Annotated in this window: 9 protein-coding genes and 1 pseudogene; 2 read left to right on the top strand and 8 right to left on the bottom strand. The window is 50.8% G+C overall.

Annotated features, from left to right (window positions below; all coding sequences use genetic code 11):
* From JX312_RS03815 to JX312_RS03805, 3 genes are all read right to left on the bottom strand, one after another.
* Positions 1-1,504 (bottom strand): tetratricopeptide repeat protein (locus JX312_RS03815; RefSeq protein ID WP_204457131.1); only part of this gene is annotated, 1,504 nt, incomplete at its 3' end.
* 3 nt (positions 1,505-1,507) lie between these two features.
* Positions 1,508-1,945 carry a dUTP diphosphatase gene (gene dut / locus JX312_RS03810; protein ID WP_123405533.1) on the bottom strand — a complete coding sequence of 146 codons (438 nt, stop codon included), beginning with the start codon at positions 1,943-1,945 and terminating at the stop codon, positions 1,508-1,510.
* Between the two features lie 90 nt (positions 1,946-2,035).
* On the bottom strand, positions 2,036-2,203 hold the full coding sequence (locus tag JX312_RS03805) for a DUF362 domain-containing protein (RefSeq protein WP_123405481.1): 168 nt from the start codon (positions 2,201-2,203) through the stop codon (positions 2,036-2,038).
* Positions 2,204-2,367: 164 nt separating this feature from the next.
* Here JX312_RS03805 and JX312_RS03800 point away from each other — a divergent pair, with 164 nt between their 5' ends.
* Entirely contained in the window at positions 2,368-3,099 is a 732-nt protein-coding gene (locus JX312_RS03800; RefSeq protein ID WP_204457130.1) for a glycosyltransferase family 2 protein, read from the top strand.
* On the top strand, positions 3,096-4,448 hold the full coding sequence (locus JX312_RS03795; protein WP_204457129.1) for an oligosaccharide flippase family protein: 1,353 nt from the start codon (positions 3,096-3,098) through the stop codon (positions 4,446-4,448). Before JX312_RS03800 ends, JX312_RS03795 begins: the two co-directional genes overlap by 4 nt.
* On the opposite strand, the gene JX312_RS03790 is transcribed toward JX312_RS03795, so the two are convergent.
* The 5 genes and pseudogenes from JX312_RS03790 to JX312_RS03770 form a co-directional block, all read right to left on the bottom strand.
* Complete coding sequence (locus JX312_RS03790) at positions 4,438-5,925, bottom strand: DUF6056 family protein (protein WP_204457128.1); 1,488 nt, start codon at positions 5,923-5,925, stop codon at positions 4,438-4,440. The genes JX312_RS03795 and JX312_RS03790 overlap by 11 nt on opposite strands.
* Positions 5,922-7,772 carry an LTA synthase family protein gene (locus tag JX312_RS03785; protein ID WP_204457127.1) on the bottom strand — a complete coding sequence of 617 codons (1,851 nt, stop codon included), beginning with the start codon at positions 7,770-7,772 and terminating at the stop codon, positions 5,922-5,924. The genes JX312_RS03790 and JX312_RS03785 overlap by 4 nt, the downstream gene beginning before the upstream one ends.
* 13 nt (positions 7,773-7,785) lie before the next feature.
* Entirely contained in the window at positions 7,786-9,333 is a 1,548-nt protein-coding gene (locus tag JX312_RS03780; RefSeq protein ID WP_124096642.1) for a DUF6056 family protein, read from the bottom strand.
* Positions 9,314-10,117: a glycosyltransferase gene (locus JX312_RS03775; RefSeq protein WP_204457126.1), complete on the bottom strand. Its 804-nt coding sequence runs from the start codon at positions 10,115-10,117 to the stop codon at positions 9,314-9,316. Before JX312_RS03775 ends, JX312_RS03780 begins: the two co-directional genes overlap by 20 nt.
* Positions 10,118-10,369: 252 nt before the next feature.
* A pseudogene (locus JX312_RS03770) lies at positions 10,370-11,023 on the bottom strand (hypothetical protein); the annotation flags it as partial.

The raw sequence follows: 11,023 nt of genomic DNA, 5'->3' as shown, positions 1-11,023 counted from the left end.
GGTCACCTCCGTTCTCACTGAGGAAATATGCATAATTATTGAGAGCCAGAGTGTTGTCGGGATATAAGGTCAGGGCGTTATCATAAGCCTTGAAAGCCTCATCGAGTCTCTTCTGACCGTAATGGCAGTCGCCGATGCTGGTGAATATCTGGGAAAGCCGCTGGAGATCGTCGTATTGTATGGACGCCGGAATGTTTTGGGCGGCAAGTGCAGTGTCAAGTGGCAGCGATGGCGCTATGTCGCGCAGTATGTCGCGGTATGCCTCTATTGCCGTGTCGAAATCGTCAGCCATCTGTGCGGCAGAGGCATATAGCACCATCAGGTTTCGCGAAGGTGTCATATGAGCCTCCAGCTCTCGGTATGTCTTCACCGCATCATCCGCACGGTCATCAGCCATCATGTAAGTCATCAGTTGTCCGCGGTATTTCTCTTCCGAAGGCGAGAGGTCAATGGCATAACCAATCTGTTCGCAGGCTTCCTTGAAATTGCCTTTAGCGGCAGAATAGCGCGCGGCGAGGTCAAGGACATCCGGTTCGTAGGGATATTGTTCGCTGAGCACGCTGAAAAGATGGTCGCCGCGAGCGGTGTCCTGTTTGTCGGTGAGGAGTTTCTGGAGATATTCCTCCAGCATCATAAGCTTTTGTCCGAGGTCGAAATCTTCGGACAGAAGTGCCTCGTATGTCTTGGAATCATACATTGCCGAATCACCCTGTTGGCGGTAATAATTCGCAAGAGCGAGTTTTGCCGCCCCGTAATCGGGGTTCAGTTTCTCCGCCTTTTCATAATAAGCGAATGTTGAATCCGGCTCGTTTGCCATCTCGAACAGATTTCCTTTCAATATGCTGTAAGCCGGTTCCGCAGGGTTGAACTCCACGAGAGCAGAGGCTTCCGCAAGGGCGCCGACGGTGTCGCGGCGGGAGAGATGGAAGGAAATCTTCTTGATTGTGACCTGCGGATTCATCCCCTCGATAGTCTCGTAGCGAGACAAAGCGTCAAGAGCCTTGTCTACGTTTCCGTCTGCCATATAAGCCTCGGAGAGATGTATCAGCGTGGAGGAGAGGTCGGGACGCAACCGCGCTGTGCGTTCAAAAACGCGTATAGCCTCTTTCAGCGAATCTACTCGTGCGGCGATATATGCATAATACAGAGCCTCGTTGTATTCATCCGGATATTTGTCTACGAAAGGGCGCATCAGCGCGAGGGAACGGGCAAGTTCCGGGCGGCTCTGCAAAGTGTCGGATTCGGCGGCGAGGCGCTGAGTGCCGTAAGCTGAAGCCGCTTCTGTATAAGAGGGGTCTATTGCCGCCGCCCGCCTGTAATATTCATATGCTGCCGCCGGCTCGTCGTCCATCTGTCGGCGCAACCCTTCGAGATAATAGTATCTTGCCTTCTGGCGTTGCGGGGTGAGGTCATTGTGTGCGGATGAGGTGGCGGCGGTTACAGCTGCAACCGTCGCGAGCAGAGCCGCGGCAACGAGGATTATGTGTATGAGACGTGTGTTCATATGTCAGTTTTTGCCTGTGTGTCCGAAACCGCCGTCTTCACGTTCGGTGCGGTCCAGGCGCTCCGCCGGTTCCCATTCGACGCGGGTGTATTTTTTTATGACCATCTGCGCGATACGGTCGCCATCGTTGACAGTGAAATCGTTTTCCCCGAGGTTTATGAGAATAATGCCTATCTCACCTCTGTAGTCGGCGTCGACGGTGCCCGGAGAATTGACAATGGATATTCCGTAATTCAGAGCCAGTCCGGAACGCGGTCGTATCTGGCATTCGTAGCCGGAGGGGAGTTGCATGTAGAGTCCGGTGGGTATGAGAGCCCTCTGCATCGGACGCAAAGTTACGGAACCCTCCGGGAGGAAAGCCCTGATGTCCATGCCCGCCGCCTCGAAAGTGCCGTATGCTGGAAGCGGGTGGTGGCTTTTGTTTATAATCTTCACTTTAATTTTTTCCATATAGCTTAGTTGTCGGATATTAAAAATAGTGGCTGCCCATATAAAGATAACGGACAGCCACTGTTTTTGTTGAATTTCGGGTTAGCCCTCTTCGATAGCGTCGTTGGGGCAAACAGATGCGCAGCTGCCGCAGCTGATGCAAGTATCGGGATCGATCTTGTAGATATCGCCCTCAGAGATAGCCTCTACGGGGCAAACGGGAAGACATGTGCCGCAAGCGATACATCTGTCAGTAATTACGTAAGCCATAGTTGTAAATATTATAAAGTTTTTGATTATACCATGCAAATTTACCACATTCTATTTATTCTCCCAAATAATTAGCCGAAAATTTGCTAAATTTGCATCGTGCGGCAAGGAGCCGCATCCGCATGTGTCTTGTATGCGGAGAGAAATGAAATAAATCGGGAAATATGAATCCACTGATATCGGTTGTGACAATAACCTACAACGCCGCCGACACCATAGGCGTGACAATGGCTTCTGTGGCTGCGCAGAGCTGCCGCGATTACGAGCATGTGGTGATAGACGGCGCCTCGCGTGACGCGACGCTCGAAATAGCGCGGGGTTACGCGGGAGTGAGAATACTGAGCGAGCCGGACCGTGGTCTTTATGATGCCATGAACAAAGGCTTGCGCATGGCTCGCGGCAAGTATGTGCTGTTTCTGAATTCAGGCGACACTTTCCATTCGCCGGAGACTCTTGAGGCGTACGCGCGTCGGGCGAGGCTCGGAGATGATATCATATATGGTGATACGGTGATTGTGGACAGCGAAAGACGCGTTTTGGGTCCGAGACATTATTCCGTGCCGGAAAGACTGACTGCCGGGAGTTTCGCGAAGGGGATGCTCATATGTCATCAGGCGTTTATGGTCAGGAAGGGGATAGCTCCGGATTATGACCTCACTTACCGGTTCTCGGCTGATTATGACTGGACAATACGCTGCATAAAGAATGCCGACGAATCGAGATGCACGAATCTCGGGACGGTTACAATAGATTATCTCTCCGACGGGCTTACAGACCGCAACAAACTGAAATCTCTGCGCGAACGCTACCGCGTGATGGCAAGACATTACGGGCATCTCCGGGCATTGCGACGGCATGCCGCGCTTGTGGCGGGAAAGGTTTTTGGAAAGCGATGAAAAATTCTCTGACCGCAAAGGTGCTGAAGGTTATCGGGGTGTTTTCGGGAGCGGAAGCATTCGGGATCATATGCTCTGTGGTCAAGATGAAACTTGTTGCTATGTGGCTGAGTGCCACCGGTGTGGGACTTTTCGGACTTTTCGGCACAACGGTCGATGCCGTCTCCATCATCACCGGTCTCGGACTGCGGCAGAGTGGAGTGCGTGAGGTTGCCAAATGCCGCCATTCGGAGGGGGCGTTGCGGCGTATTGCCGCAAGACTCAGAGGGTGGTGCATGTTGTCGGGAGTGGCGGGGGCGCTTGTGCTGAGTTTTCTGGCTCCATTGCTCTCTCTCTGGCTTTTCGGCGATTACGGCTATTGGTGGCAGTTCATGATACTTGGTGGCGCGTTGCTGCTCAATTCCCTGACGGGGGGTGAGCAGGCGATACTGCAGGGTACCGGAGGATTCCGGCGGCTTGCAAAGGCGGCGGCAAGCGGAACGGCGGCGGGTCTGGCAATCTCGATTCCTATGTTCCGCTGGCTCGGAGACATGAGTGTGGCACTCTCGTTTCTTGTGTATTCGCTGTCAATCCTGTTTTTTCTTTTCGTATACCGCGACAGAAGCATACCCTGGCGTGTGGCAGGAAGAAAAGAGCTTGGAGAGGGTGCCGGTTTTGTCAGACTGGGGGGGTATATTGCCCTTGCCACGTTCGTAACCAACCTGGCGCATATGGTTTTCATGTCGTGGCTTAACCGAGAGACTTCCACTGCGGAGGTAGGTTATTTCCAGGCGGGAAACACGCTTGTGTTCCGCTACACGTCGCTGATATTCGGGGCTGTAGGACTGGAGTTCTATCCGCGCATGGCTGCCAACAGCCATTCACCCCGCAGGATGTATCTTTTTGTGAGTCATGAAATCTCGCTGCTGCTTAAAATTTTCACCCCCATGCTTCTTCTTTTCCTTCTTTTCAGGAGGTGGATAGTCGAGATTCTATACACTGCTGATTTCGAAGTGATTCTGCCTTTTGTCACAATTGCCATATTTACGATAATACTGCGTTCTGTGTCAACATGCATGGCGTTCTCCATCATAGCCAAGGGGGAGGGGAAGACATATCTTCTTACCGAAGGAATAGATGCGGTGATCGGTGTGTGTCTCAATATATGGTTTTATACCCGTTACGGTCTTGCCGGCATAGGATTCGCACAGGTGATCTGGTATGGCGTATATACCATCATGACAGGGGTGATATATTTCGTCAGGTATCGCCTCAGACTCGGCAAAGAAGCCGTGATTGCTGTCGCGGTTTCTTTCGCAACAGGTGTCGCCGCTGTTGCCGCCGCCTGGAGGGGATGGCTTATTCTATGATTACATCAGCTTTGATATAGGGACGCACATTTACATAGAGCACTGAGGAGTAATTCGATGTGGAATCCAGAAATATGTCGGAACCTGACGAGAAGTCAAGCACGCGAGGCTGCATCTTGCGGCTGATGGCTGAAGGGAGAATGGTTTTCTCCACTACAAAATCGCGGGGACACGAGGCGGAGCGTATGCATACCCAGCTTTGGTCGCCGACTTTTATGACCGCGTTGGTGTCTTTCAGACAGTCCATATCTTTCATGACTTCAGGATAAATCACGAGAAACGGCTTTGACGGATTTTTCTGGCGAAGTCGGTTGGTGTAGGTGTTGCGTCGTTGGGCGGTTTCGGTTCTGTTGAAAAGAAAGAGATTGTCTTTCAGATATATGGTTCCTGATTCGGAACGGTCATATTCTCTGAAAATGGTTCGTGTCTTGAGATTCTGCATGTGTATGTTGAATGCCTGGAATGCCATGACAGCAATAGCTACGGCTGTACCTGCAGCAAGTAACCCGGTGTCTGTTCTTTTTCCCGCCACGCAGCCTACCGAGAGAAGGACAAAACACAGGTCATAAGGTATTATGCCTCTTCCGAAATTCTTTAAAAACAGATTGAACACTAATGAAGTCGCAGCCATGACAATCAGGAATCTCATGCGTGGCTGAGATAAAAATTCTTTCAAGTGCCCTTTGTTGTGGAAAAGGAATATTATAAGGAAAACAGCCGGAAACCAGATCAATGCGGGCAGCTGCTCGAAAGTATTCAGCAAGGAGCCTTCTACAGCCCGGTGCTGACTCATTCTCCAGAAATTGCCGGGCGCGAATATAGATGTGAGGGCACCTGCTGCGAATGACAGCGACAGACACCATTCCTTGCAGGTGAATCTTCCCCTGCGCATGGCAAGGCAATACAGCAGAGCACCCCCCGCAGGTATTGAAAAACCTTCGTGCATCTCTCCTGTGAGGAAGCTGAATATCATCAGAAGCACCAGGCCGACAGACGTTTCTTTCTTTTGAGAGAAAAAGCATCTAAGCCATATCAGCAGAGCACATGCCGTCCATACGTAATTTATCTGGAATGGAGGAGTGAAAGGGAGAGTGAAAAACAACAGTATCGCGAGTATAGCTGCCAAAGAGGATGTGCGGAAGTCTTTTGCATTGTTGCTGAAACGGGTGATGCAGAATACAAGAGCCATCCAGGCAAAAGCATTGATGACCGCGAACCAAGGCTTGGATAGAAGACCGCAGAATATCTGTACAATGAAGTGTGCCACAAACCTCCCGTTGGAGTTGGAATAATGGTTTATCTGCGATTCCCATATATCCCGGAGTGTGGCTATCGGCGTGAACGATTCATCTTCTCCGGATCCGGGTATGTAAAACGAATATGCGATCGCATCGTCATTCCATTCGCTAAGGATCGCGAAAACGAATGCCACCGCGCCTACTGCCAGATAAGGAATATAAGTTTTGAATAATTTCATTTTTTCTTGGTTTTTTCAATCTGTCTGAAGTAATCGCCTCTCTGAATGGAATCTGCAATATCGTATGCTCTCTTTTGTCTTGAAATTTCAGAAGGCGAGGCGTTTCCCCTTGTCTTGCCCTGCTGGGTGACTGAGGAAGAGAGCTGGGGGTCAAGCAAAGAGCGGTCAATGCCGTGATAGGGTTCGTTGTTCCGGTTCAGAATGTGCAGAATGGTTGGGAATACGTTTACCTGACCGGCAGGCGCGTCCACTTTTTGCGTGTGACTGGTGTTCAGGGCGATAAATGCCATAGGGAGAAAATCCTGACGGTTGTTGTCGCCGTCTTTGAATACTTTTTTGTTCTTCGCAATTCCCTGAGAGTGGTCGGAGACTATGAATATTACAGTGTCATCGTATTTATTCATCGATTTCAGCTTGTTTATGAAATCTCCCAGTGAACGGTCGAAATAATGGGTGATGTTGTAATAATTTCTTTCGTTCTCTTCAAGAGAATCGGTCTTCAGCCATTCTTCGGTCGGTACCGCTTTCTCTTTAAACGGCACATGCATAGAGAATGTCACCAGTTCAAGGAGAAAGGGTTCTTCAAGTCTGCTTATGATTTCTATGCCGAGATCCATCATGGCGGCATCGCGCCCCTTTTCTTCTGCCGCTTTTTCGTAATCATGGATATTGAGAATCTCTTCAAATCCATAACCTTCGTATGCGCCCGTCTGATTCCATGTGGCGCCGTTGTCTCCGAAAATGACCGTAGGTTTTTTTCTGGCGAGAATGCGTGGAAGGGAAGGATATATGTTTCTGTCGCCAAACAGCATCGAAGAGACACCTTTGTCAAGAGGGAGAAGCCCGGTGTTTGTGAGCAATTGACCGTCGTTTGAACATCCTTCTTTTACCTGAGGCACTATATTCAACGCAGAGACTGTGTTTTCCGCATTTACCAGGGCATTCATCACGGGGGTGATCTCATTGCCGTTGATTTTATGGAAAATCACATCGGAATTAAATGATTCCACTAAGATTATCACGACATTCTTGTCTTTGTTTGCCGAAAAATCAGGAGTTCCGGGAATTTCGGGAATATCTGCCATGAAATCTGAGATTTTTCTCAGATCTGTTTCGTTCAGTTCAATATAATGTCTGGAAACGATGTCTTTGCCGATTTCAACCACGGCTTCTAAAAAATACATGCATAGCCCTTCACTGCAAAAGGTGTATTTGACAGTATGCTTGTTGAAACAGAACCTTTCCAGAAGTATGTCTGTCAGGGTATCGTCAGGGAATAAGTCTTCCTGCCATTTTTTTGTGGTTATGCCGAATGCGAGCTGAGACAGGGCAAAGGCGGATAAAGACATGCACACGGCAAGCACCCTCTGCTTTCCGGAGAAGTTCATTTCGGTTCTCATGTGTTTCCTGCAGACAAAGAGATATAGCAACGTGCAGGCTGCGGGGATAAGAATGTAGAATATGTCGGTAATCCTGACAAGAGCCTTGACGGAATTGACCAGGTCTGCGTTTATATTTGAAGTCAGCCTGTAAAACGTGACCGATATGAATTCACCCCAGAATCTGCAATGCCATGCGTTAAAAAGGAAGAAGACTGAGACAAGCCATATTATGACCAGAATGATCCATTCCCTTTTTTGAGGAAGAAACCAGTAAATGATAAACAGGGCGGCGATGTCTCCGATTCCTTTTGCTATGGTCACGATATACTTGTTGCCTATTCCGCCGATGTCCTCTGTGAACAGAAGCCATTCTGCGAGAAATAGCAGGAAACAGGTGGTAAAGAACAAGACCGAATAAAGATGCGCCTTTATTACTTTGCCGAGTCTGGAGTCTTTTATATTCATGATGAGTGTTATATTATTTTTCGCCTCTGTCGCGGTCGACGGGTGAGTATAGAAAGAGCTTTTTATCATGGATGACGAACTGCTGTTCGATATATTCGATGCCGTTGCGTCTGATCATTGTGCGTGGAAACATCTCGAAAATTCTGTCGGTATACCTTCCTGGAAGAGGTGCGTCCGAGATTATGCGGTTTCCGAAGCAACGTGTGCCGGCGAAGGAATGCCAGTCTGTGCCGTGTGCGCTTTCGGGCAGGATGACAGGCTCTTTGCCGTTGCCGTAATGTTTTGCCATCCTGTAGCGGTAATATGTGTCGTCTTCATCGGGGACTCCGTGTGTCTTTCGAAGAATATACCATGGCAACTGTGGCTCGTCGGCATAATCCATGAATATTATTCCGTCGGGGGAGTTTCTGTAAATCCCGATTGCCTTTGCAGATTCATTCCCCGTTTTTATCTGGAAACAGACTACTGCGGAATAGTGAGCCACAATGAGAATGGAAAGCACTGCGGTTGCTGCTGTCTGTGCCTTTTTCGGAACAGACAGCAACGTGACGGGAGTCCGGAACAGTGCTATCAAAGCGAATGTCTGGGCAAACCATCCGGTCCTTCCTCCGTATTGGCTGAGCAGCATGAAGCAGGTGGAGAGTATGGCGGCTGTCGCGAATATAAGCCATGGAGAGCGGACAAGCGCCGGTGTCTGTTGCCTTCTTCCGGCGAATGTGACAACAGTGGCCGCAAGCAGAATCAGCACATATCCTGCCGACAGGAGCAGCATCTCTACCGGATGCTCGGGCTGAAGCATGAAGCCGATTCTTGAATATGAGGCGGGAGAAGTGAGTGTGAATATTCCACCCGAAATGAAGGCTATGGACATCAGCCGAGAGGATAGCGTCATCCCGGTGAACGCTTTTCGCGATACAATGAAATAGAGTGTCATTCCGACGGCAAGAGGGAAACCGCAAGCTTCATGCATTGCCGCCGCCACAAAACAGAAAGGAATGGCAGCCCATTTTAAGACAGGAATCCGGATCCGGCTGCTGTTGAAGATGATGAGCAGTGCGGACAATGCGAATGCCGTGCTCCATACATAATTGTATGAGGTGCAATATTCCATCCATAGCGCGTCCCACCGGAAGGTGAATGCAATGAGAGATATGATTGTTACTGCCGCCAGTGCGTTTTCCTTTGCCTTTCTGCCGCATGAGAGAATGACGGTTAAGAACATCAGTGAAGTCATCAGACCGTTTGTCGTGGCGCGCAGCCATACTGGCATGTAGTATAACCCTATGGGATTGAGCATGTCTGCCATGCGTGCGTTGTTCCATATCCAGTGACGGTACATAGAGCGGGGAAGCGCATACAAGCAGTCGTTCTGTTCTGCGAATGTATGGCGGAAGCCGAGGTCATCGCCAATCAACGGGGTGTGGAATCCCATAACAATGTATGCTGTTCCGATAAGTATTATCAGAATAGCTGCAACAGGCATGATGACATACCTGTGTTTCAATGGTATCGTGGTCGCAGTCGTACCGGACAGGCTCTGGTTAATTAGAGAACGCTCCATTCAGCCATGATTTTAAGTAACGGAATGTGGAGATGCCGTTGTTGTTTTTTATGTTTCTTAAGGCGTGGACAAGCATTCTGAGCGGCCAGCTTGCGGGGTGGATGTGAGTGAACACGGCTCCTTTGGCTGTGATTAGCGCCGGGTCGGCATAGAGTCTTGCTGATGTCGAGAGGTCATCGTGGCGTGCTATGTCAAACGGGATGTAGCGTCCGCTGAGTCCGGCGCGGAGGGCGTCGTAAATGAAAATATCCTCTTCGCCGGCGATGAATCGCGCACCGATTCCGAAATTTTCGTTGAAACGGATTTTCCCTGCAACGCTGTCCCTGCGGAAAGCTATCTCTATTGATGAGGCGTAATAGCCTTTTGGGGGAGAGTCAAGAGGAAAGGGACGGTCGGGATAAGTCTTCGCCTCTGAGGCGGATGCGTATCGGAAAGTTAGAATGTCTTCTTCGGGGTTTTCATCGAAGTGGCGGATTATGCCTTGCAGATTGTCGGCATTATAGATGACGTCATCGTCGGAAATCAGACACAGGGGTGCCGAGGCTGCCTCTATGGCGGCGTTGCGGTTGCGCGAGAGACCGCGTGTGTCGCTCTTGATTATGCGGAAGTCGGGACGCTGCAACGCCTCCGGCACGGGAAGGTCACCCTCCGGCAACTGCCAGCTGACCAGATATTCGACCTGACAGACCTGCGGATGGCAGGCTGCCGCCACGCGGCGGATGCCTTCGCCTCCGAGCGTGCAGATCAACACCTGGAGCCTTATGTCTTGATTCGGGGTTTCCATTTGCCTGCAAAAATAGCAATTTATTTCGAATTTCGTGTAATCGGGCAGAGCCCGATTTGCAGTGCAGGTTTTACAAGCCTGCTTTGACCGGGGAGAGGGCCTGGAAAGCCCTCTCCCCGCCGAGTCTGCGGACCAGAGGCGCAGCACCGGGCAATGCGGACCGGAAGCGCGGCGGGGCGCCGAGCAATGCGGACCGGAGGCGCGGCGGGGCGCCGAGCACTGAAGAGCCGGCAGTGCCGGCTTTAACCCACACTACAAAGGCGGCTTCGGAGAAAGAGGGCCGACACGGAGGGAACCCGCGGCAGCGGGGGTGGCGGCGAGTGCCGCGATTTGCCTCGCTGTGGCGTTCAGCTCCAGAGCACGGTTGCGCGTAAGAGGAATTTTACTGGTTTCGTAGACAAGAGGGGCAATCTGGAGCAGACGCCCTTCGAGGCAAAGGTCGAAGGCGGTGCCGGAGGGTTTGTATCGCTCCGGGAAGCCGTTGTCGAGAATCTCGATTATCCGCCCTCCTGATTCGAGGGTGGCTTTCCTGATCTCTTTTTCCGGTTTGCTGATGAAGGGTGATATAAGTGCTTTACAACTCCTTGCGGCTTCTTCCCAGCCGGCTTTGAGCCGGGAGAGGTGTTCGGTGGTGTAGCGCCGGCTTATGATCACAGGCTCGGGGTGGATGTCTTTGAGAAGCAGGATGTTCCCGAATGCGGCGTAGTGCTCGCCGTTGATTGTTATTCTGACGGGTGAACTGAAATATTCAGGATGTTGCTTGCGGAGGAGGTAACGGCGCGGGTTGTCGTCGAGGTAGCGTCGCTCTGTCTCGAGCATTGAGTCGTTGCGGATGATTCTGTCGTGGTAGTTGTCTTCGAATATGTGGAGGGGATTGCCGTCGGTGTCGACGGGGTAGCCGGGAAG

It is taken from the genome of Barnesiella sp. CU968 (genome assembly GCF_905219685.1).
Lineage (GTDB): Bacteria > Bacteroidota > Bacteroidia > Bacteroidales > Muribaculaceae > Lepagella > Lepagella muris_A.
The sequence above is the reverse complement of the archived record's forward strand: the minus strand, read 5'-3'. Positions and strand labels throughout refer to the sequence as shown.